The following is a 23,143-nucleotide window of genomic DNA, read 5'->3' as shown; positions in this document are numbered from 1 at the left end:
CCGGCGCGGCGAGGATATTCGTGCAGTTGAATACACTCCCGATGAATTGTCCGTTGCAGTGCGCCAAAGTATCGAGGTGCGCTGATGCCAACAGCACGAAAACCTCCTCAACCAAAACCTCAACAGTTATTGGTAGAAGGTAAGAATGATCGGCACGTAATCTGGGCTTTGTGCCAGCAATATCAACTGCCACAAACATTTTCCGTCGAAGTACCGCAAGAAGACGGTACAGAAGGAATTGAAGCGCTGCTAAATGGCTTGCCAGAAAGATTGAAAGCAGAGAATTTACGCACGTTGGGAATTGTGGTTGATGCCGATCGCAATTTAAGTGCGCGGTGGCAATCTCTTAAAGATAAACTGAGTTCGAGCGGCTATCGAGATATCCCCCAATCTCCCCCTCCCGAAGGCTGGGTTTGCACACCTTCAGATCCATACTTGCCTCGCGTCGGAGTTTGGTTGATGCCAGACAATCAACTTCCTGGAATGTTAGAAGATTTTGTCGCCTATCTCATCCCCCCTGGCGACACGCTGCGTCCGAAAGCCGAAGCAATTTTACAAGAGCTCGAACAAGCCCGACTTAACCGCTACACTTTAATTCATCATCCCAAAGCGCTAATCCACACTTGGCTGGCATGGCAAAAAACGCCTGCAATGCCGATGGGACAAGCAATAACAGCGCAGGTGCTTAGCTGCGATTGCCCCATCGCCTTAATTTTTATTGAATGGTTAAAACATCTGTTTGAGCTAATTGCTCCATCCCCCGGATAATTAGTAATATCTAGTAATATTTCGCGAGCGCTGAAAGCTTTATGATTCGCCGCTACATTGCTAGCATCAGCACCAGCATCTTAAAACGTACCTGCGCCGCAACTGCCTTGCTAGCCTTTACTTTGGGATGTTCGTCTACCAAGCCGCCCAACACCGCAGCGCCATCGAGTTCGATCGAATCGGCAGTCCTAGCCCAGTCCCCAACGTCTCTGTTAGCCCGAAACCCCAACAAATCCAAAAAATCCGTCAGCGCTGCTTCATGCCCCCAAAACGATGGCTTCACGGAGGCAGTTAACTTTGCCACCCAAGCTTCTAATTTGGCTCAATCAGCCAATTCAAAACAAGACTGGGACGAAGTAGCCGCCCTGTGGGTGCAGGCCGTCGCTTGGATGCAAGCCGTTCCCCCCGGTAGTCCCAGACGGGCGTTTGCTGAGAAAAAAGTAATCGAGTACATGAGAAACCTGGTTTATTCCCAACAGCAAGCGGGCGCGACCCGATCGCAAGCCAGTACAGTCAGCTTCAGCAGCGATTTACTCAACGAACAACTAGAACTTTACCTATCCTACGTTGCTGCGGTCGGGCCACCAGATGTTTTGATTGTCGGCAGTTCCCGGGCATTGCAGGGTGTCGATCCCAAACAGCTAAAACAATCTTTGGCCCAAAGGGGGCGTCCCGGCTTAAAAGTATTTAACTTTTCAGTCAACGGCGCAACTGCACAAGTAGTTGACTTTCAACTACGGCGGCTTTTGAAGCCGGGTCATTTGCCTCAAATGATTGTCTGGGCCGATGGTGTGCGCGGATTTAACAGCGGCAGGGACGATCGCACTTTTAATTCGATCGTCGATTCTGAAGGCAGCCAACTTTTAGCAGCAGGCATTCGCCCCGAACTGGAGTTGGATGAACCGAATGTGATTCCCCAGTGTTACAGATTCCCGCAGCCCTGCGCTAACAACAATTTTCGCAAAGCATTTACCTCTGTCGATCGACCTTTCAGGGGCGGGCAAGAGGCCCAACCCCTATTCCCCACAATCAAATCCCTGTCTAGTGGAACGGGCATCTTGCCCGTTGCTGACACCCACGCCACACTCAAATTCCTGTCTAGTGGAACCGGCATCTTGCCCGTTGCTGAGAATGCTGCAAAATATCAGTTAAAACCGATCGCAGCGAATGCAGCAACCCAAAAAGCACAATTGATTCCAGTCTCGCGACGCATAACAGTAGCCATCAGACAACTCAACCAATTGGCAGATTCGATCGACTCTAACGGATTCATGGCTATATCGGGTACTTACAACCCCAACACTTATTATCGAGAACGTGCTTACGTTTCAGGCCAGTACGATCGCGACTACGAAAACTTCAACCTCGGAGGCAAACAAGCAACAGCCTTTAATTCAGTTGTAGCATTTACCAAAGCTCGCAAAATTCCCCTAATTTTCGTTAATTTGCCCCTCACCAACGACTACTTAGACGGAACTCGCCTGTGGGCAGAACAGCAGTTCCGGCAGCGAATGCAGCAACTCTCGCGGCAAAAAGGCTTCGCTTTCCGCGACTTGTCGCAGCGCTGGCCGGGCCGTAACGACTATTTTTTTGACCCCAGCCACCTCAACCGCTTTGGGGCGATCGCAGTTTCTCGCCTACTCGCGGCCGATTCCAGCATTATCTGGCCGCGGCCCAAATCCAGCCGCAGCGATGGGTGAAGGAAGAAGGAAGATGTGGAAATGCAGTCATAATAATATTTCTTATTCCAGGCTTTCTTTTTACCAGGCAAATCGTGGTAATACAGATCCACTGGCTCTGCCTCGCAATGCTCAAAAATAGTTTAAAATCTAACCTGACGTCCAAAACCAATTTGTGCGACCAAACATTTTAAGATATTTCACTCAGCCTAAAATCTAACAATCAAAAATCCAAAATCGATAGATTGTGAGGTCACTCTAAAATCTAACAATCCCAAATGCCAAATCCCAAATCTAAAATTGATAGATTGTGAGTTCACTCTAAAATCTAACAATCCCAAATCCCAAATCTAAAATCGATAGGTTGTGCAACTAAAACAAGTAATTATCGCCCACAAAGCCAGAGATACCCTCAGCCAGCGGTGGGCAGAACAGTGTTCCCGCCAATTAGAAAGTCGCGGGTGTCAGGTTTTAATGGGGCCCAGTGGCCCGAAAGATAACCCGTATCCGGTTTTTTTAGCTTCTAGTAACAGCCCAATTGATTTAGCGGTAGTGCTGGGGGGCGACGGTACGGCCCTAGCTGCCGCGCGGAATTTGGCGGCTGACGGCATCCCGATTTTGGCAGCGAATGTGGGGGGACATCTGGGCTTTTTAACCGAGTCTTTTGAGGATTTCCAAAATACTGAGGAGATTTGGGACAGACTTTCGGAAGATAGGTATGCTGTGCAGAAGCGGATGATGTTGCAGGCAACAGTTTTTGAGGGAAACAGAAGCAATCTCGAACCCCAAAGCGATCGATTTTTGGCGCTAAATGAAATGTGTGTCAAACCTGCTTCAGCCGATCGAATGCCGAGCTGTATTCTAGAAATGGAAGTTGACGGCGAAGTAGTCGATCAGTATCAAGGCGACGGTTTAATTGTGGCAACTCCCACCGGTTCGACTTGCTACACCGCATCTGCCAACGGGCCGATAATGCACTCGGGAATGGAGGCGATCGCAGTTACTCCGATTTGCCCTTTGAGTTTATCCAGTCGGGCGATCGTACTCCCGCCCGGTTCAGTCGTCAGCATTTGGCCTTTAGCAGATTACGAACTCAGTACCAAACTCTGGACAGACGGGATTTTGGGTACAGCAATTTGGCCAGGACAGCGCGTAGACGTGCGGAGGGCAGACTGCGAAGCCAAGTTTATTATTCTGCGGGAAAACTATTCTTATTACAACACTTTGAGGGAAAAACTTCACTGGGCAGGAGCCAGAATTCGCTACAGCAACAATCACCGCAATTAATCCGAATCATCCAGCATGAAACGGTATTAACCCCTGGGGCCGGTAAGCGTGAAAAAACCTGTTAAATCACCAACAATCTACATACAAAAACCGCCATCAGCCAACCCATAATCTCTGTACTTTGTTAAGATCTCTCAATATCTTGACAAACAGCCTGATCCATGCAGATTTTCAAAAAATCAACCCGACCTTTCAACCCTCAAGATACATATCCCTGTCCCGTGTGCCGCACTGGCCAAATTTCCACCCTAGCGCTGATGGACGCCCTAGCTTGCAACTTCTGCCAGCACATTTATACCGCAAGCGTTGAAAGACAATCGCTCCAAATGGCCGATCGCCAACCGCCCGTAACTTGGCACTGGAACGGCAAACAGTGGATAGGAGCCCACCTCGAAGGCGTAGAATTCGGATGGCCCTACTTTGCAGCGGCTATTGGTCTAATTTTCCTTCCCACTACCTTGCTGGGACTTTCAGCTTACTATTTTCCCCCGGTTCCCGGCAGCCGGTTGTCCTGGCTGCCCGTAGCTTGGACAGGCTTAGCTTTTTTGTCGCATTTAGGCATTGTGCTGTGGTTGGTAGGTGAATTTTATCAATTCCCGCTGGTCACTTACTTCAGAGCTTGGGGGCGCAGGATTAGCCGGCGCTAGCTTAAATGCTCTCTAACAGCCGATCGTCCCAAGACGGCGCACCGACATCGATCCAGGTAAAATTAGAGGCGATCGCAAAATTCAATTCCCAATCAGCACTTAAGCAGCTATAATCGTTAGCTATTCTAAATAGTCAAAAGCAAACGCATTGCGATTTGTGAGGAGAGCGATGAACATACTTGGAATCTCGGCGTATTACCACGACAGCGCCGCAGCCTTAATTCGCGACGGAGAAATTATCGCCGCAGCGCAGGAAGAAAGATTTTCCCGCAAAAAACACGACGCCAGATTTCCCAAGAATGCGATCGCTTATTGCTTGAAAGAAGCGAAAATAGATTTGCGGGAACTCGATCACATAGTCTTTTACGACAAACCTTTAGTCAAATTCGAGCGCCTTCTCGAAACCTATTTAGCCTACGCGCCCCAAGGTTTTAGCTCTTTCCTAAAAGCCATGCCGATATGGCTCAAAGAAAAGCTTTACCTCAAAACCATGCTCAAAAAAGATCTGGCAGCAATAGCAAACTGCAAAACGAATAAACTGCCATCTCTGCTATTTACCGAACACCACCAATCCCACGCAGCATCGGCATTTTTTCCCAGCCCTTTTGAGAAAGCAGCCGTTTTGTGCATCGACGGCGTGGGCGAGTGGGCCACAACCTCGGTTTGGTTGGGAGACGGGAACCAACTGACACCTCAGTGGGAAATAGATTTTCCCCACTCTTTGGGTTTGCTTTATTCAGCTTTCACCTATTACACGGGCTTCAAAGTCAACTCTGGTGAATACAAACTCATGGGTTTAGCTCCTTACGGCGAACCCAAATATGTAGACAAAATTCTCAACTATTTAATCGACCTCAAAGATGACGGAACTTTTCGTTTGAACATGGATTATTTCAACTATACAGTTGGCTTAACCATGACAAACAAGAAGTTTGACGAACTATTTGAAGGGCCGCCACGTCAAGCTGAAGGAAAATTGACTCAGCGAGAAATGGACATTGCAGCTTCCATTCAAGTTGTTACCGAAGAAGTTGTTTTGCGGCTTTGCAGAACAGTTAAAAAAGAATTGGATGTCGATTATCTTTGTCTTGCCGGCGGCGTTGCTCTCAACTGTGTTGCTAACGGCAGACTCTTGCGGGAAGGTATTTTCAAAGATATTTGGATTCAGCCGGCGGCGGGAGATGCTGGTGGTGCTTTGGGCGCGGCTTTGGCGATTTGGTACCAGTATTGCGAACAAACTCGCACTGTGAGCGCGAATTCGACAGCAAATAATACAGAATCCCTCAAAACTGAACTTGTCACTACAAACGCAGCGGTTGAGGAGAGGACTGAAGTTCTCACTGCAAACCAAGCGGTGGCAACTGTGGCGAAGTCTGTTGCTCATTTAACTTGTCACGATCAAATGCGTGGATCATATTTGGGGCCGAGGTTTACTGACGCAGAAATTCTCGAATATTTGGATGCTGTCAAAGCTAGCTATCACCGATTGGATGATGCTCAATTAATGCCGCAGTTGGCGGAAATTTTGGAACAGGGAAATGTGGTGGGATGGTTCCAGGGGCGGATGGAATTTGGGCCGCGGGCTCTAGGCGGTAGATCGATCATTGGCGATCCCCGCAGTGCTAAAATGCAGTCCGTGATGAACCTGAAAATTAAATATCGGGAATCATTTCGACCTTTTGCGCCGTCAATCTTAGCCGAACGAGTTGCAGATTATTTCGAGATTGACCATTCTAGCCCTTATATGCTATTGGTAGCACCTGTCAAGTCCAGTCTCCGTATTCCGATGACTGCGGAACAAGAGCAGTTGTTTGGCATTGAAAAGCTCAACATTCCGCGCTCGGAGATTCCGGCTGTCACCCACGTCGATTACTCGGCTCGCATTCAAACTGTTCACAAAGAAACCAATCCTCGGTACTATGACTTAATCAGCCATTTTGAAGAGCGATCGGGCTGTTCTATTGTGGTAAACACTTCTTTCAACGTCCGAGGCGAACCCATTGTTTGCACTCCAGAGGATGCTTACCGCTGTTTCATGCGAACCGAAATGGACTATCTGGTTTTGGAAAATTACTTGCTTCCCAAGTCCGAACAAATTCCTTGGAAACAAGATGATGCTTGGAAAAATGAATTTGAACTAGATTAGTCAGGAGTCATTAGTTATTAGTTATTTGTTGGTACGAATAACTAATAAGCTTTTCTGCCTTTAAATTGTATGTCAAAAAAAATTAAAGTCTTGTGGGGAGTAGGGGTTGGGCGTGCCGCCCGCCCTGAATGTACAATTTAAATGCGCGACAGCTTAACTAATTCCCCATTCCCCATTCCCCATTCCCCATTCCCAATTTCTAATGAGCGACGAAATTAAAAAACTCGACAAAAAAGGCTTGCGCGATTTCGGGCTGCTAATTGGTGGCTTGATTGCAGTGCTGTTCGGTTTAGCAGTACCTTTACTGAGACGGCATTCTCTACCTTGGTGGCCCTGGGCAATCGGCGCAGTCCTAATCGTGCTAGCATTGGTGGCGCCAAAATCGCTGAATCCCGTTTATCACGCGTGGATGCGCTTTGGACTTATTCTTAACAAAATTGAAACGCCGATCGTCCTAGGGATAGTTTTTTACCTGATACTTTGGCCGATGGGAGTTATTAAAAACCTGTTGGGCGAAGATGCCATGCGGCGAAAACTCAATCCGAAAATGGATACTTACCGCGTCCCAAGTAAAGCAAGAACAAAAGTTAGTATGGAGCGTCCTTTCTAAGTGTTTGAATCAACATTAGACTTTCTCAAAGATTTGTGGGCGTTTATGAAAGAACGCCAAAAGTATTGGCTGCTGCCATTAATTGTGACTTTAGTCTTTTTGGGAGCTTTGATTGTATTGAGTCAGGGTTCTGTGATTGCTCCGTTTATTTACACCCTGTTTTGAAAGAATGAGCAAGTTGAAAAATTTGGGTGTCAATTTAGGTTTGACACTCGGCGGTTTATTTATGGGGGTGGTAATTGGTGAAGTTGGGTTGCGAGTTGCTAAAGTTGAGGGATATCCAAAAATAGGAGATTTCGTAGAGTCGGCGCCAACTCGTTTCCACACTTCCGATCCAAATTTGGGCTGGAAGCTGAAACCGGGTGCGTCGGGGGAGTGGAATGGGGAAGGTTCGAGTTTTGTCCAGGTGAATAGCGAGGGTTTACGCGATCGCGAACATACAAAAGCAAAACCTCCAAATACTTTGCGCGTGGCGGTTTTGGGCGATTCTTTCACCGAAGCAATTCACGTACCTGTCGAACAAACTTTCTGGTCGAAATTGGAACGAAAGTTAGGCAACTGCGATGCCGTTAAGGGACGCAAAAATGTTGAGGTTATCAATTTCGGCGTGCAGGGTTACGGTACTGCTCAAGAATTAATTATGCTGCGAAAAAAAGTGTGGGATTACAGTCCTGATATTGTAATTCTTGCATTTTTTATTGGCAATGATGTGATCAATAATTCTCCCAAACTGGAATACGATCGCTACCGACCATTTTTTGCTTATGATGCTAGCGGCAAGTTAGTACCAGATATGTCTTTTCGCAATCTGGCACCGATCGATCGCAACGAAAGAGCAGTTTCCTTCGTAGACCGAATGCCCAGTTTGATCGTCAACAATTCGCGAATTTTGCAGGTCATTAAAAAAGTAGACTTAGATCGGAAAAAGCGTGAGTTATCGGGGCACTTTACCACTTTAAGTACCCTGAACCTCAACGAACCTCAAGATGCAGCTTGGCAAGAGGCTTGGAAGGTCACAGAGGGTTTAATTGTGACGATGCGGAATGAAGTCGTGCAGAAAAATGCTGATTTCTTGGTTGTGACAATCGGCGATCCGATGCAAGTTCGACCGGAGGCGGAGAGGCGAAAAAATTTTATGAGAAAGAACAACATTCAGGATTTGTTTTATCCCGATAGGCGGCTGGAAAAATTGGGTGCCCGCGAGGGTTTTCGGGTACTTAATTTATCCGAACAGATCCAAGGTTACACTGAAAAATATCAAGTCTGCGCCCACGGTTTTGAGAATTCTGTACCCTGTGGGGGTCACTGGAATGAACTCGGACACCGACTGGCTAGTATCCTCATTAACCGAAATTTGTGCGAAAATTTGAAGCAGTCTCCATTCCCCAAAAAACAACCCTAAGCCGTCAAATTCAAATTTCATGAAAGATTCAACGGTATTCAAAAAAAGCAAAAATATATTCATTATAATAGCGGTTAATTTGGCGATCGCCTTTATTTGTCTGGAAGCTTTATCGCTAGCTTTTTATTTTATCAACCAAAAGCAGTTTTTTTATACCAGAACTAAAGCCAAAGAAAAAGTAGTAGAAGATATTGAAAGGATCGGCATTAGATTGGATGAATCTATCGTAGAAAGACTGCACCCACTTTTTGGCTATGTACTAAAACAAGGTGCTTTCACTAATGAAAAATTAAAGTTAAAAGTCAACAAGCACGGCTTTTTTTCCCTCTACGAATATCCATTTGTTAAAACTAATAAAAATCAAGTTATTATCGGACTTTTTGGCGGTTCAGTTGCGAATAACTTTGCAGTAGATGAATACGTAACTGGTAGATTGTCTAACAAATTGAAAACTTATCCAGAATTTGCGAACAAGGAAATTATTGTTTTAAATTTTGGCAACGGTGGCTACAAACAGCCCCAACAATTATTAATTTTAAATTACTTTCTGGCTTTGGGTCAAGAGTTAGATTTAGTCATCAATATTGACGGTTTTAACGAAGTAGCACTGTCAAATTTAAATAACAAAGCCCAAGTAGAAATAGGAATGCCCAGCGTTCAGCACATACAGCCTCTGACTGGTTTAGCCAACAACAACTTGTCACCGGAAGCTATGAGCTCTATCGTGCAAATTAACGAAAATAAAAAACAGTTGAAAGCAGGTATTGACAAATTGCAAACTTGTCAGCTTGCTTTGTGTCACGCTGTTACCTCGCTACAGGTGCAACAATTAGTCAACAATTACCAGCAAGCCGTTGTTAAGTACGATCGACAAGTTAAACAATCCAACCCAGACACGGCAAATAGCGGTATAGTATACATTCCCAAAGCAGACTTTGTTTTGCAGGATGCCGCTGCTTTTGACCAAATGGCATCAATATGGTACGAATCGTCGATCGGGATGAATCAAATTTTATCAAGTAGAAAGATTAAGTATTTTCACTTTATCCAGCCCAACCAGTATTATCCCACTAAGCGAGCGTTTACTGCCAAGGAAAACGAAATCGCGATTGACCAGAATAGCCCTTACATTGAAGGTGTGAAAAAAGGTTATCCGGTGCTATTGTCCAAAGTCGATGATTTGCAAAAAGCTGGGGTTAATGTTTTTAACGCAGTGAATATTTTAGACAATACAAAAGAAACTGTTTACAAAGATGCCTGCTGCCACTATAATTCAGTGGGAGAAGAAGTATTGGTAAACTATGTTTCTAGTTCCATTATGAAAGTAGTAAGAGAGTCGAAATAGAGGTTTATGAAAGAGTTAAAATTCCTCAAAAAAAGACAAGAATTTCTCAAGATAACTTTGATTAATTTAGTGCTTTTACTGGTTTTCCTCGAACTTGGCTCCTTGGCATGGTATTTTGTCAAGCACAAGCAATTTTTCTATACTAGAGAAAAAACGCAAGATAAGTCGGCTTTAGGAATTAATTTAGAAGGAGTGCGGCTGAATCAGTCTATTGTTGAAAGGTTTCATCCTTTTTTTGGGTTTATTCAAAAACCCAGCGCTGATTTTAGACCTGGTTTTAAGGTTAACAACTACGGATTTATATCTCCTTACGATTACCCTTTTAAAAAAACCAAGAAAAATCAATTTGTTATAGGAGTTTTTGGGGGTTCTGTGGCTTCTAATTATGGAGTATTTGAAGTTCAAAACAAAATTTTACCTCAATACCTCAAGCAGCTTCCGGGCTTTAAAGATAAAGAATTTGTAATTTTGTCTTTTGCTACCGGAGGGTATAAACAACCCCAGCAATTATTGATTTTAAACTATTTTTTGGCTTTAGGACAAGAACTGGATCTGGTTGTCAATATAGATGGTTTTAATGAAGTAGCACTTTCTAATTTAAACAATAAAAATCAAATCGATTTGGCGATGCCAAGCATTCAGCATATTTTGCCGCTGACTAGCTTGGCGAATAATAGCCTTTCTACCAAAGCAATGAAAGCAACTATCAGAATCCAAGAAAATAAAGCTAGGATCAATCAGGGCTTGGAACGTTTGCAAAACTGTTCTTTCGCTGCGTGCGATGCTTTGACTTCTGTTTACGTTCAAAATCTAGTTAATAACTATAAAACCGATGTTATTAAATTTGAAAAAGAGCGGACTAAACAAAAAAAAGATGACAGTGGTAGCGTTATTTATATCAATACTAATAAGTCTGTTTTACAGGATTCAGTAGCTTTTCAAGAAATGGCGTTAAATTGGGCAAAAAGTTCAATTTTTATGCACAAAGTTCTGTCTGCTAGTAATGTGCCTTATTTTCATGTTCTTCAGCCTAATCAATATTATCAGACGAAAAGAGTGTTTGCTGAAGCCGAAAAGCAGATTGCTTTTAACAAGGATACTCCTTATGCTAAAGCTGTGCAAATTGGATATCCGGCTCTTTTCAAAAAGTTTCCTAATTTGGAAAAAAATAATATCAATCTAGTGAATGCTGTTAATGTTTTTGACAAGACTAAAGAGGCTGTTTATGTAGATAGCTGCTGCCACTACAATCAAGCTGGAGAGGTAGTTTTTAGCAATTATGTGGGCCGTTCTATTCTGGAATCTTTGCGAAAAGATGAGGCTAGAAGCAAAAAGAAGTAGGTCTAAAATATTCGCTGAATGGTTGATGTAGGGTGCGCCTAGCGCACCTTACTGCTGAGTTTGAATTTTAGGTTTTTGGTTGGGTTTTAGGTCTATCGCCCGCTGAGTCGATCGGCATTACCAAGATTTTATCAACTCGGTTCCCGTCCATATCGACTACTTCCACGCGCAAACCATTCCACTCAAAATGCTCGGCTGCTGTGGGAATTTTGCCCAAATTAGTAATCACAAAACCGCCCATTGTGTGGTAACTTCCTTTGTGTTCTGCTGACAATTCTTCGATTCCAAACAGCTCAAAAAAATCTTCGACTGCTAGCATTCCGTCTAACAGCCAAGAACCGTCTTCGCGCTGTACGGCTTGAGGCTCGTCTGCATCTTCAATAGAGGGAAAGTCCCCCACCAATTCGACTAAAATGTCGTTGACTGTAACCAATCCTTGAATCACCCCGTATTCGTCTACTACCAAGGCAATTTGATTGCTAGATTGTTTGAACAGTTCTAATACTTTTAAACCCCGCGTGCTTTCCGGTACAAATAACGGTCGCCGTAAAGAAGCGCTTAAATCTAGAGGTTGACCAGTTAAAGTCCGCGACAGCATATCAGTAACGTGTACTAAACCGACAACGTTGTCGAGTCCTCCCTGACACACCGGAAACCTAGAATGACCGCTGCCGAGCATTTTTTGGCGATTTTCTTCTACTGAGTCGTCGAGGTCGAGCCAGGTAAGATCGGGACGTGGGGTCATTAAGGCGCTGACTCGCCGATCGCCCAAACGAAACACTCTTTCCACCATATCTTGTTCGGCTTCTTCAAAGGTTCCGGCTTCTGTTCCTTGCTCGATTAAAACTTTAATTTCCTCTTCTGTAACTTGCGGTTCTGTCGAGGGCGATATCCTCATCAACCGCATCACTAAGTCAGTGGAATAACTTAACAGATAAACCGCAGGAGCGCCAATTTTTGAGAGCATCCGCATGGGAATGGCGACGCTTGAAGCGATCGGCTCCGGGTTGTTTAGCGCTAGCCGCTTCGGCACGAGTTCGCCGATAATTAAGGTCAGATAAGTGATGGTTAAAATTGCTACTACTGAGGCGATCGTCTGAGCATAGGGCGCGAGGGCAGGAATCAGCCGCAACAAAGGCTCTACCCTTTTAGCAATTGTCGTTTCTCCGAAAGCGCCCGACAGAATGGCCAGCATCGTAATCCCGATTTGAACTGTCGGCAAGAACTGATTGGGGGCATTAGCCAGATCCAAGGCTACGCGGGCATTTGCTGAACCTTGGTTGGCCATCTGTTGCAGTCTCACCTTCCGTACAGAGATGATGGCCATCTCTGACATCACAAACAAGCCATTGAGGAAAATTAGCAGGAGAACAATCAGAATATCGGTACTTGGGGACATTTCTAAAATTTTCGGTAGTAACGGCGAAGCGCTCTGCCCGGTTAAAGGAGAAGCCTGCAAGCTGCGAATCTCGATCGCAAAATCGAAATTTTTTCTAAACCTGTCACTAGATTAACGGAACTGGCTCAATCGCGATCGCAGGATCGAGATATTAAAGCAGAAATCTATCGCCAGTTAAGTTTCCAGGCGTCAACCGCAGAGCGGTACAATCATGGATGTTTGTCGTACAATCTCCTTAACAGGCAAAGGGAAAGAGCCGGAGCCGATCGGGGATTAAAATTAAAAGCGCATGACTTTCTCTTCAATAATTCGTACCCTGGGGCGATCGCCCCTAGCCACAGAACTTCTCAACAAGCTCAAACGGCATCGCTGCTTGCAACTGTCCGGCATCGCCCGTTTGCCTAAAGGTTTAGTAGCTTCCGCCCTCGCACAGCAAGAGGGGCGAAACTTATTGGCAGTAACAGCTACTTTAGAAGAAGCCGGTCGCTGGGTGGCTTCTTTAGAGGCGATGGGCTGGCAAACCGTACATTTTTACCCGACTTCGGAGACCTCACCCTACGAGCTATCTTACTCCGACGAAAATGAAATGACGTGGGGGCAAATGCAGGTGCTGGCGGATTTGGTGGATAAGGAAGAAAAAACCGCCAATCAGTCGAAGCCGATCGCGATTGTAGCTACCGAAAGAGCTCTCCAGTCTCACTTGCCGCCGCCTGCTGCTTTTGAACCCTACTGTCTGACGCTGAAGCGAGGTGCGGTTCAAGACTCGAAGATTTTAGACCGCCAACTTGCTTCAATGGGCTACGATCGGGTGGCTCTGGTGGAAATGGAGGGCCAGTGGAGTCGCCGGGGCGATATTGTCGATGTGTTTCCGGTGGCGGCTGAGTTGCCGGTGCGGCTGGAGTGGTTTGGGGATGATTTGGAACAAATTCGGGAGTTTGACCCGTCTTCGCAGCGATCGCTCGATAAGGTCGAGCGATTAGTTTTAACTCCTACTAATTTTAATACAATTATTAAAGCAGTTTTAGCTGAAAAAAATATTGACGAAATCAACCGCGTAGGCTCTATAGACACCGAAAATGAAACCGAAAAATTTGTCCGCAGACTGTTGGGTTTAGCGTTTGAAAAACCCGCATCTTTGTTGGATTATTTGCCCGCAAATACTTTAGTTGTTATTGACGAACCGCAAGGGTGCGAAGCTCACAGCGACCGCTGGTTTGAGAATGCACAGGAACAGTGGAATAATTGCAATCGGGAATCTGCCATTGCTGGTGCGGAAACAGAAAACCTGCCGATTGCTAATTTTAAAGTTCCGAAAATTCACCGCACTTTTGCTGAATCTATGGCAGATGTCGCAGCTTTCGACAGGCTAGAACTTTCAGAATTGGCAGAAGATTCTACGGCTAAAAAATTTCACAGCTCTGCGGAGGGCGACCAGCTACCATCTGCGATTAATTTGGCAAGCAGGCCTGTGCCGGTGATGCCTCACCAATTTGCTAAGTTGTCTCAAATGCTCAGGGAAGAGCGCGATCGGGGTTTTACCATTTTTCTGGTTTCTGCTCAACCGAGTCGATCGGTTTCTCTGCTGTCGGAACACGACTGTCCGGCTCAGTTTGTGGTGAATCCACGCGATTTTTTGGCGATCGACAAGTTGCAATTGCAGCACGTTCCGGTTGCTTTGAAGTACAGCGGGCTGGCAGAATTGGAAGGTTTTATCCTGCCGACTTTTCGGATAGTTTTAATTACCGATCGGGAATTTTACGGTCAGCATTCTCTCGCTACTTTTAGCTACGTCCGCAAGCGCCGTCGTGCTGCTTCTAAGCAAGTAGACCCGAATAAATTAAGCCCTGGTGATTATGTGGTTCACCGCCAGCACGGAGTGGGTAAATTTCTCAAGTTAGAACGCTTGACGATCGATCGCGAAACTCGCGAATATTTGGTGCTGCAATACGCTGACGGTACTCTGAGAGTGGCGGCCGATCAATTGGGCGCTTTGTCGAGGTTTCGGACTGTAGGCGATAAAGTACCGGATCTCAACAAGCTGACAGGCCAAACTTGGGAAAAAACTAAAACAAAGGTTCGCAAAGCTGTTAAAAAATTGGCAGTGGATTTGCTGAATCTTTATGCTAAAAGAGCTAAACAAACAGGTTACGCTTTTCCTCCTGATATGCCTTGGCAACAAGAATTAGAGGATTCTTTTCCTTACCAGCCAACCCCGGATCAGTTGAAGGCAACTCAGGATGTGAAACGCGACATGGAGGGCGATCGACCTATGGATCGCTTGGTCTGCGGCGATGTCGGTTTTGGCAAGACAGAAGTTGCTCTGAGAGCAATTTTTAAAGCCGTTACGGCGGGCAAACAGGTGGCTTTGCTCGCGCCGACGACGATTTTAACCCAACAACACTATCACACGCTCTCGGAGCGTTTTTCCCCTTATCCGATCGAAGTTGGTTTGCTCAATCGCTTTCGGACTGAAACCGAGCGCCGGGAGATTCACAAGCGTTTGGCGACTGGGGAATTAGATGTGATTGTCGGTACTCAAGCTGTTTTGAGCAAAGCGATTAAATTTCGGGATTTGGGCTTGTTGGTGGTGGATGAAGAACAGCGGTTTGGAGTTAAGCAAAAGGAAGCAATTAAATCTCTCAAAACAGAGGTAGATGTTCTGACTCTGACAGCAACGCCGATTCCCCGGACTTTGTATATGTCGCTGTCGGGGATTCGCGAGATGAGTTTAATTGCGACTCCGCCTCCCAGCAGGCGCCCGATTCAGACGCATTTGGCTCCCTATAACCCGGAAACGGTGCGATCGGCAATTCGTCAAGAGTTGGACAGGGGCGGTCAGGTTTTTTACGTGGTGCCGCGGATTGAGGGGATTGATGAGTTGGCGGATAAGTTGCAGGAGATGGTTCCGGGGGCGAGAATTGCGATCGCCCACGGTCAAATGGAGGCTTCGGAATTAGAATCCATCATGCTGACTTTCAGTGCGGCGGAGTTCGATATTTTAGTGTGTACGACGATTATTGAGTCGGGTTTGGATATTCCGCGAGTCAATACCATTTTAATTGAGGACGCGCAGCGGTTTGGTTTGGGTCAACTGTACCAGTTGCGGGGACGGGTGGGACGCGCGGGGATTCAAGCTCACGCTTGGCTGTTTTATCCCAAGCAGAACCAACTTTCGGATGCTGCAAGGCAGAGGTTGCGGGCAATTCAAGAGTTTGCCCAGTTGGGCTCAGGCTATCAGTTGGCCGTCCGAGATATGGAAATTCGCGGTTCGGGTGATGTTTTGGGTACTGAACAGTCTGGTCAAATGGAGGCGATCGGTTTTGATTTGTATGCGGAAATGTTAGAGGAGGCTATTCGGGAAATTAAGGGTCAGGAGATTCCCAAAGTAGAGGACGCGCAAATCGACCTCACTTTGACGGCGTTTATTCCTGCCGATTACATCGCAGATTTGGATCAAAAGATGAGCGCTTACCGGTCTGTGGCTTCTGCTAATACCCCTGAAGAATTACAGCAGATTCAGGCTGATTGGTGCGATCGTTACGGGCCAATTCCTCTTCCCGCCCAGCAACTTATGCGTATTGTCGAACTCAAACAAATCGCTAAAAAAATTGGTTTTTCTCGGATCAAACCGGAGAATAAGCAGCACATTGTGTTGGAAACACCTATGGAGGAGCCTGCTTGGAATTTGCTTAAGGCTAAGTTGCCGGAACATTTGCAAGCTCGTTTTGTCTACAGCAAGGGGAAGGTTACTATTCGAGGTATGGCAGTTTTGACGGCCCAAAAGCAATTGGATAATTTGATTGATTGGCTGGGTAAAATGCAGAACGCTTTGCCGGAAGCAAATCTTTAATTTTGATATATAATCGCCCAATCTAGCGCACTGCCGAAACCACAGAACTATACCGATAGAACCGGAAAAAATATTACTGCTGTTTTCATGATTGTTTTAGCGACAGAAAGGATTAAAATCGTGAAAAGGTTAGTGAATGTTTTTTTGGCGATCGCCCTACTGCAAGGAGTGCCTATGGCGGTTCAATCTCAAGAAATAATTGACCCGATCGACCGGGTTTTGAGTGCAGGGTTGATGAATAAAGATGCCAGTGGCAATTTTCATGCTGAGGGTCTTGTCAGTCGCGCTGATTTGGCGGTAATTTTAGTAAAAACTTTTGGTTTGGAACGGCGGAAAACAGCTCAGAAACCGGATCGGGAATTGCCGGACGTACCGAAGAGTTACTCGGCTTACAGTGCTATTCAAACTGTTTTGAAAACGGGAACAATGAGTGGATATCGCGACGGAATGTTTTTCCCAAATCAAAGGGTGACTCGCGCTGAAGCTTTGGCGATTTTTGCTCAAGCTTACGGGGTTTTTCAGTTTCCCGATGCCAGTATTTCCGAGATTTTAGCTAAGTATCCAGATGCAGGGGAAATTCCTAATTGGGCTAGAAAGTCTATGGCTACTGCACTTTATGAAGGGTTTGTTAATGTTGAACTCGGAACTAATAAGATTAATCCTTTGAAGCGGATGACTCGCTGGGATATCGCTTACGCTTTGAGCAAGTATTTGGAGCGGCAGGTAAGGCCGACTTCTTTGCCTGTCCCGGACGAGCAGCCTCCCGATCGCGGCGTGGGAAGGTGATAGTGTTGATTTGTAAGTTAAAAAGTCGATCGCCCATCATGCAAAATCCCGGAGCTTTGGTGACTGTAAAAGCAGCCATCAAACCCCCAGGATTTAATTTTTTCCTCTGAAACGAGGATCAAATTATTGCCAATGAGTGTTGGCTCAATCAGCAGTAGCTAATTCGGTACTGCCACCACCGCGCTTCCGCGTCAGGGTATTGAAAAGCATCTGACCAACTGCTTTAATCAAATTGCCTTCTAACTCCATGAACATCTTCATGTTCATGCCAAAAGCTGCATTAGCTTCGTCAACAATTCGCTCTGCTGTTGCTTCGTCAATCGGCAGTTCATTCATTGCCTGACGGTAGTTAGCCTTGAATTCTTTTTCATCAGGAATATCCTGGAATTCATAGAAAGCAGTGCCTTCTCCCTCGGAAAGATTCATCCCGCGCTGGGCAATTCCCTTCAGGATTTGTCCGCCGGATAAATCGCCAAGGTAGCGAGTGTAAGAGTGAGCTACTAACAGTTCCGGTGCGGTCGCCGAAATCTCGTGAATGCGCTGCACATAAGCTTTAGCTGCGGCTGACGGAGCTACTTGTTCCCGCCAATTGGCACCGTAGTAGTAAAATAAATCTTGCTCTAAGCTTTGTTTGCGATTCAACTCAGAAAAGTAAATTTTTGAAACAACCGGATGCTGCTTTTGACGTTCCATTTCCTCTTCGATTGCCGAGTAGACAAAGTAGAGGTTTCCTACTAACTTCCGGTAAGAAGTTTTTTCTACAACGCCTTTTAAAAAACACTTGACAAAACCGACGTTTTCTGCCATTGTGTGGGACTTTTTGGTTCCCTCACGCAATTTGGTCGCTAAATTGATGCTCATGCTATATTGTCCAACCTTCTATTTTTGTGGTAGTTGATGGATGCGCCAAAAATCTAAAATTTACCTAAGCATTTACCTTAGATCGATTTGATGAGAGATTGTATTAATTTTTATAACAAAATCTACCGACCTCAAACAGCAGAAACCCTTGTGCCTTCCGAGGCACAAGGGTTCAAACTACTGCAAAAGTTTAGTCGTTAGTCGTTCGTCATCGACTGTTAGCTAATGGCTAATTTAGATGTCCAAGTCGAGGAGGTTGAGTTTGGGGCCGTAGGTTTCGATGAATTCACGGCGGGGGGCCACACGATCGCCCATTAAGATCGTAAAGATGCGATCGGCCTCAGCAGCGTCTTCAATCTCCACCCGTTTCAGCGTCCGAGTTTCTGGGTTCATCGTTGTATCCCACAACTGTGTCGGCATCATTTCCCCTAAACCTTTGAACCGCTGAATCGTGTAGTTAGCATTCGCCGGAAATTCATTGCGGATGAGATTGTTCATTTCGCGATCGCTGTAACAGTAGTAATGATTGCGTCCCCGTTCCACTTTATAGAGAGGAGGACACGCAATATAGATGTAACCTTGGTCTACAAGTGCGCGCTGATAGCGGTAGAAGAAAGTCAGCAACAGCGTGCGGATGTGAGCACCATCTACGTCAGCGTCAGTCATAATTACGATGTGGTGATACCGCAATTGACCCGGATCGAATTCTTCGCCTTTGATGCCCAAACCCAGGGCTGTAATTAACGACTGAATTTCGTTATTTTTGTAGATTTTGGCATCGTCGGTTTTCTCAATGTTGAGAATTTTACCGCGCAAAGGCAGGATTGCTTGGAATTGGCGATCGCGCCCTTGTTTTGCCGATCCGCCTGCAGAATCCCCCTCCACCAGGTAGATCTCAGACAGGGCAGGGTCTCTGGAACTACAGTCCGCTAATTTTCCAGGCAAAGGAGACGATTCTAAGACTGATTTTCGGCGCACTAAATCGCGGGCACGGCGGGCGGCTTCAGCGGCCTTAAATGCCTGAATAGCTTTTTCCAAAATAGCGTCAGCTACCTGGGGGCGAAACTCCAAATATTCTGTCAATACTTCGCCTACCAAGGAATCAACAATTCCCCGAACTTCTGTATTTCCTAACTTAGTTTTAGTTTGACCTTCAAATTCCGGGTCTGGGACTTTGACAGAAATCACTGCTGTCAAACCTTCGCGAACGTTTTCGCCGGCGAGGTTGGGCTCGTTTTCTTTGATTTTGTTGCGCTTGCGGGCGATCGAATTCATCGTCCGCGTCAAAACAGCCTTCAAACCTTCTAAGTGCGTACCTCCGTCGATCGTCCGAATGTTGTTAGCAAAACCGAGAACATTGTCGCTAAAAGCATCAACACACCACTGCAAAGCCACTTCTATCTGCACGTTGTTGCGTTCTCCTTGCACGTAGATCACTTCTTCGTGCAGAGGCTGCTTTTCGCGGTTCATGTAGGCGATATATTCCTTGATTCCGCCCTCATAACAGTATGTTTCGATGCGAGGTTCGCTACTTTTGAGCAGTTCCAAACGGTGGTCGCTAAATGTAATTCTAACGCCCGCATTCAAGTAACCCAATTCTCGCAAGCGCCCGGCAAGTATAGTGTAATCAAATTCAATGCCAGTGCTAAATATTTGAGTATCTGGCAAGAAAGAAACTGAAGTACCGGTGCGAGTGCCTTTGTTGGGCTTGGCAGTAAGTTCAGTAACTGGATTGCCTCTTTCGTAGCGCTGTAAATGTTCTTTTTGGTCGCGCCAAACTGTCACTTCTACCCACTCGGACAGCGCGTTAACAACAGAAATACCTACACCGTGCAATCCTCCAGAAACCTTGTAGCCACCACCGCCAAATTTACCGCCGGCGTGAAGTACAGTCATTACTGTTTCTATTCCCGATTTGCCTGTCTTGGCAACGATGCCGGTCGGAATACCCCGGCCGTCGTCTGTCACGGTAACGGAACCGTCGGCGTTGATGTCAATCTCGATGTGAGTGCAGTGGCCAGCCAGCGCCTCATCTATGGAATTGTCCACAACCTCGTAAACTAGATGGTGGAGTCCTCGCGGGCCGGTGGTACCGATGTACATCCCCGGCCGTTTACGGACTGCTTCGAGACCTTCGAGAACTTGAATCTGGTCGGCGCTGTAGCTGCTGGTCATACAAAAATAGCTCCAATAATGAGGCCTAAAGCCCCGAAAGCTTCTAAAATGGGAAAACTCCTAAAATTATAGCACAAAACCGTTAAAGGCGATGCTAGGGCTTTCTGAAGGGAATTTTATCGGGGGGAGGGAGGGGAATAGTTTTGAGATTACTCAAAGGCTCCAGGGGCCGGTCGCGGTCAATCAGTGGATGGAGAGAGGCGAAAGCCTGGAGAAGAGAAGATTTGAGAGTTTTTATAGGGAAATGTGCGACAGCTTATGCCTAGATTAATTACGATTTGCGGGGCGACGGCGACGGGGAAGTCGGGAGTGGCTTTGGCTTTGGCGGGGCGACTGCAATCCTCGATCTTGAGTGCGGACTCGCGTCAAGTGTACCGCGAATTTGACATCGGAACCGCAAAACCGACGGCGGTCGATCGCACTTGTGTACCGCATCACTTAATTGACATCTGCGATCCGACAGAAACACTGACATTAGCAGAGTATCAGCAGCAAACTCAAAAATTAATTGCTGCTGTCGATTTTCCTGTTTCTCCCCCCCTGTTGTTGGTGGGAGGGACGGGCTTATATATTAAGTCTGTAGTCAGGGGTTTGAAAATTCCCCGGGTAGCACCCATGCCCGAATTGCGATCGCAACTTGCGGAACTCGGACAATCTCAATGTTACGCGATGTTGCAGCAAGTCGATCGCTCTGCCGCTGAGAAAATTCACCTCAATGATTCCGTCAGAACTTTAAGAGCACTGGAAGTATTTTATGTCACCGGTCGCCCTATTTCCGAACAGCAGGGCGAAAATCCTCCCAATTATCCTATTTTACAAATTGGGTTGGATTGCGAGATCGATGTTTTGGTCGATCGTATCAAACAGCGGATCGAACAAATGCTAGAACAGGGTTGGATAGCTGAAGTAGAATATTTGTGTAAAAAATACGGCTGCGACTTGCCACTGTTGAACACGCTGGGCTATCAGGAAATGAAACAATATTTGGCTGGCGACATTAAGCTTGAAGAAGCCAAAGAATTAACAATTTTGCACACTCGGCAGTTTGCGAAGAGACAGCGCACCTGGTTTCGAGCTTATTCTGAAATTGAATGGTTTGATGTTAGCGCACCAGATTTGCTAGAAAGAGTTGGGCAGAGAGTGCAGGAATTTCTCAAGTGATTTTATATCGAAATTAAAGATTTTTTTATCCCGATGAACGTTCATGTAAGTTAAATTTACTTGCTAGTTCTTCAACTAACGTAAGTCGGATTTTTGCGTTAACTTTGACTCGGTAAAATTTCTCTAATTCTTTGCCGAAACAAACGCACAGCCGTACGCTGTCCGACTGTTCTGCTTTGTTCGATGAAACCGGGAATTTCTGCAACAGGTAAAAAGGGAAAAGCTAAACTGCGATCGCACATTTCATATTTCCCATCTATAAGGTGATAAACTTGCAGAGATTCCCGGCGATACCTCCACAGTTCCGGAACACCAAGAGCAGCATAAATTGTAAACTTATTCACAGAAGAATTCGTGTAATCTGACTCTATTGCTAAATCGGGCGGCGGGTCATTTGGGAAATTGATATTTCTGCCTCTAACTAAAGATTCATTTTGAATGTAGAAACAGGAATCAGGTTCTACAGCACGAGTTAAATCTTCTCGTTCAAGAGTCAGGGAACCAAGACTCCTAAGTTCAATTTCCAGTTCATCTACAATGGCTTCCACAAAGCTTTCTATCAGTCGTTTGGGTTCTTCGTGTTCTTCCAGTGGCATCCTGATTTCTAATACTCCTCCATCGTAAGCAATTCTCCAAGCTCTATCGTCCCCAACATCCGCCAGCAATGCTTTAAAAGTTGACCAACTGACACCTTTTAAAATAACTCTGTTTTCGGGGGTAGTTTGCTGCTCTACGGGAGTTGATGTTGTTGTTACCATTTAGCAATTCCTTGGTAGCTTCATCAATTTTTATTGTAGTCGCTCGACTGCACATTTAAGGTGAAATTTACAAACATAGTGCAGGCATCGCGTAGGGACACGGCACTGCCGTATCCTGTATTTCATTTTTATAGAGCGAACTAAAAAGATTTTTTTTATTAACCGCAGAGAACGCAGAGGGCGCAGAGAAAGAGAAAACAGAGAAATTAATAATTTGAGGAACAAGCCGAAAAGCCTGTTCCTCAAATTACATCTCGCGTACTTAATTAACTGTACAAACTCGCCACATATTCGCCGTAACCGTTATAGGGCAAAGTTGGGCGAGTTTCCCACGACCAACTGTTACCGGGACCGACTATCCGTTCGCTGGCCTGCGACCATCTGGGGTGCGGCTTGTCGGGTTCGACATTTGCTTCAAAAGCGTATTCATTGGGGCCGATTGTATTCCAAAAAGTGGCGGGCTGTTGTTCGACAAATTCAATTTTTACGATTGACTTTGCGCCCTTAAAACCGTACTTCCAAGGAATCACTTGCCGCAGAGGCGCACCATTTTGCTTAGGTAGTTCTCTGCCATACAAGCCTGTGGCGAAAAATGCTAAATCGTTAGCCATTTCTTCAATTCGCAGACCTTCGGTATAAGGCCAAGGATAAAATTGCGACATCAAACCGGGGCCGGGAGTAATTTTGGGGTCGTAAAATGAGGTGAAGCGAACGAATTTAGCGTTCGATTGGGGTTCGACATCAGCCATCAGTAATTTCATGGGAAATCCGACCCAAGGAACTACCATCGCCCAGGCTTCTACACAGCGAAATCGATAAACTCGTTCTTCAATAGGAAATTTTTTGTAGATGTCGTCAATATCATAAGTGCGGGGATTTTTTACTAAACCGCCTACTTCTACTTTCCAGTTTTCTGTTGGCAAAGCTT

General features: G+C 45.8%; 18 protein-coding genes. 13 read left to right on the top strand and 5 right to left on the bottom strand.

Translation table 11 applies throughout. The features are described from left to right. Window positions 1-84 precede the first annotated feature (84 nt). The 10 genes from QUA38_RS14490 to QUA38_RS14445 all read left to right on the top strand — a co-directional run bounded on the left by QUA38_RS14490 (window position 85) and on the right by QUA38_RS14445 (window position 11,225). Window positions 85-768 carry a DUF3226 domain-containing protein gene (locus QUA38_RS14490; protein WP_333098151.1) on the top strand — a complete coding sequence of 228 codons (684 nt, stop codon included), beginning with the start codon at window positions 85-87 and terminating at the stop codon, window positions 766-768. A 41-nt stretch (window positions 769-809) separates the two neighbouring features. Beyond that, the gene (locus tag QUA38_RS14485; RefSeq protein ID WP_333162850.1) at window positions 810-2,468 is read left to right on the top strand and encodes a hypothetical protein; all 1,659 of its coding nucleotides are present in this window, start codon (window positions 810-812) and stop codon (window positions 2,466-2,468) included. 345 nt (window positions 2,469-2,813) lie between these two features. After that, window positions 2,814-3,734 carry an NAD(+) kinase gene (locus tag QUA38_RS14480; protein WP_333162848.1) on the top strand — a complete coding sequence of 307 codons (921 nt, stop codon included), beginning with the start codon at window positions 2,814-2,816 and terminating at the stop codon, window positions 3,732-3,734. Window positions 3,735-3,895: 161 nt separating this feature from the next. After that, window positions 3,896-4,381 (top strand): hypothetical protein, encoded by a 486-nt coding sequence (locus tag QUA38_RS14475; protein WP_333039066.1) that lies wholly within the window; start codon window positions 3,896-3,898, stop codon window positions 4,379-4,381. A 169-nt stretch (window positions 4,382-4,550) separates the two neighbouring features. After that, window positions 4,551-6,527 (top strand): carbamoyltransferase, encoded by a 1,977-nt coding sequence (locus QUA38_RS14470; RefSeq protein WP_333162846.1) that lies wholly within the window; start codon window positions 4,551-4,553, stop codon window positions 6,525-6,527. Between the two features lie 202 nt (window positions 6,528-6,729). After that, window positions 6,730-7,137, top strand: a complete 408-nt coding sequence (locus QUA38_RS14465) for an SxtJ family membrane protein (protein WP_333162844.1) — start codon at window positions 6,730-6,732, stop codon at window positions 7,135-7,137. Further along, window positions 7,138-7,302 carry a DUF5989 family protein gene (locus QUA38_RS14460; RefSeq protein WP_190734603.1) on the top strand — a complete coding sequence of 55 codons (165 nt, stop codon included), beginning with the start codon at window positions 7,138-7,140 and terminating at the stop codon, window positions 7,300-7,302. It abuts the gene before it with no gap. Between the two features lie 4 nt (window positions 7,303-7,306). Beyond that, a complete protein-coding gene (locus QUA38_RS14455; RefSeq protein ID WP_333162842.1) occupies window positions 7,307-8,539 on the top strand; it encodes an SGNH/GDSL hydrolase family protein in 1,233 nt (410 codons plus the stop codon). A gap of 19 nt (window positions 8,540-8,558) precedes the next feature. Next, window positions 8,559-9,884: a hypothetical protein gene (locus QUA38_RS14450; protein WP_333162840.1), complete on the top strand. Its 1,326-nt coding sequence runs from the start codon at window positions 8,559-8,561 to the stop codon at window positions 9,882-9,884. Window positions 9,885-9,890: 6 nt separating this feature from the next. After that, window positions 9,891-11,225, top strand: a complete 1,335-nt coding sequence (locus QUA38_RS14445; protein WP_333162838.1) for a hypothetical protein — start codon at window positions 9,891-9,893, stop codon at window positions 11,223-11,225. Window positions 11,226-11,292: 67 nt separating this feature from the next. Here the strand turns inward: QUA38_RS14445 and QUA38_RS14440 are convergent, their stop codons facing one another. Then, complete coding sequence (locus tag QUA38_RS14440; RefSeq protein ID WP_333162836.1) at window positions 11,293-12,624, bottom strand: hemolysin family protein; 1,332 nt, start codon at window positions 12,622-12,624, stop codon at window positions 11,293-11,295. A 289-nt stretch (window positions 12,625-12,913) separates the two neighbouring features. On the opposite strand from QUA38_RS14440, the gene mfd reads away from it, so the two are divergent. Together mfd and QUA38_RS14430 are read left to right on the top strand one after the other, a co-directional pair. Next, window positions 12,914-16,474, top strand: a complete 3,561-nt coding sequence (gene mfd, locus QUA38_RS14435; RefSeq protein WP_333162833.1) for a transcription-repair coupling factor — start codon at window positions 12,914-12,916, stop codon at window positions 16,472-16,474. 132 nt (window positions 16,475-16,606) lie between these two features. Beyond that, a complete protein-coding gene (locus QUA38_RS14430) occupies window positions 16,607-17,260 on the top strand; it encodes an S-layer homology domain-containing protein (RefSeq protein ID WP_333162831.1) in 654 nt (217 codons plus the stop codon). A gap of 144 nt (window positions 17,261-17,404) precedes the next feature. On the opposite strand, the gene QUA38_RS14425 is transcribed toward QUA38_RS14430, so the two are convergent. Both QUA38_RS14425 and gyrB read right to left on the bottom strand, forming a co-directional pair. Next, window positions 17,405-18,121, bottom strand: a complete 717-nt coding sequence (locus QUA38_RS14425; protein WP_333039079.1) for a heme oxygenase (biliverdin-producing) — start codon at window positions 18,119-18,121, stop codon at window positions 17,405-17,407. Window positions 18,122-18,355: 234 nt separating this feature from the next. Further along, window positions 18,356-20,296, bottom strand: a complete 1,941-nt coding sequence (gene gyrB, locus QUA38_RS14420) for a DNA topoisomerase (ATP-hydrolyzing) subunit B (RefSeq protein WP_333059513.1) — start codon at window positions 20,294-20,296, stop codon at window positions 18,356-18,358. A gap of 258 nt (window positions 20,297-20,554) precedes the next feature. Here gyrB and miaA point away from each other — a divergent pair, with 258 nt between their 5' ends. Continuing rightward, entirely contained in the window at window positions 20,555-21,457 is a 903-nt protein-coding gene (gene miaA, locus QUA38_RS14415; protein ID WP_333162829.1) for a tRNA (adenosine(37)-N6)-dimethylallyltransferase MiaA, read from the top strand. Between the two features lie 98 nt (window positions 21,458-21,555). On the opposite strand, the gene QUA38_RS14410 is transcribed toward miaA, so the two are convergent. Together QUA38_RS14410 and msrP are read right to left on the bottom strand one after the other, a co-directional pair. After that, window positions 21,556-22,215: a Uma2 family endonuclease gene (locus QUA38_RS14410; protein ID WP_333162827.1), complete on the bottom strand. Its 660-nt coding sequence runs from the start codon at window positions 22,213-22,215 to the stop codon at window positions 21,556-21,558. 266 nt (window positions 22,216-22,481) lie between these two features. Beyond that, the coding region (gene msrP, locus QUA38_RS14405) for a protein-methionine-sulfoxide reductase catalytic subunit MsrP (protein WP_333162825.1) at window positions 22,482-23,143 on the bottom strand (662 nt) is incomplete at its 5' end.

It is taken from the genome of Microcoleus sp. Pol12B4 (assembly GCF_036701385.1).
Lineage (GTDB): Bacteria > Cyanobacteriota > Cyanobacteriia > Cyanobacteriales > Microcoleaceae > Microcoleus.
The sequence above is the reverse complement of the archived record's forward strand: the minus strand, read 5'-3'. Positions and strand labels throughout refer to the sequence as shown.